Source organism: Caloramator australicus RC3, assembly GCF_000297115.1.
Taxonomy (GTDB): domain Bacteria; phylum Bacillota; class Clostridia; order Clostridiales; family Caloramatoraceae; genus Caloramator; species Caloramator australicus.
Window position 1 is genome coordinate 1 of the sequence record NZ_CAKP01000134.1, and the last position, 359, is coordinate 359.

At 36.2% G+C, this 359-nt stretch carries 1 protein-coding gene; it reads left to right on the forward strand.

The genetic code is table 11. From position 1 onward, the window contains the following. Positions 1-259 (forward strand): zinc ribbon domain-containing protein (locus CAAU_RS12510; RefSeq protein WP_040306711.1); only part of this gene is annotated, 259 nt, incomplete at its 5' end. Positions 260-359: the final 100 nt, after the last annotated feature.

A 359-nucleotide genomic window follows, 5' to 3' on the forward strand; every position in this document is an offset into this window, starting at 1 on the left:
CATATCAGATGTAGCATGGTCAAAATTTGTAAATATGCTTGAATATAAAGCATTATGGTATGGAAGAACAATAGTAAAAGTAGATATGTTTTATCCATCAAGTCAAATATGTAGTGTATGTGGTTATAGAAATGAAGAAGTAAAATACTTAAACGTAAGGGAGTGGGAGTGTCCAATATGTAGGACAGTCCATGATAGAGATGTAAATGCAAGTAAAAATATATTAAAAGAAGGAAAGAGGATATTAGGCATAGCATAAGTAAAAACAGTAGGGTAGGGACTACCCGAATTAACGCCTGTGGAGATAGTAGGTTACGAGGTCGATGAAGCAGGAATCCCGCGACTTTAGTCGTGGGAGG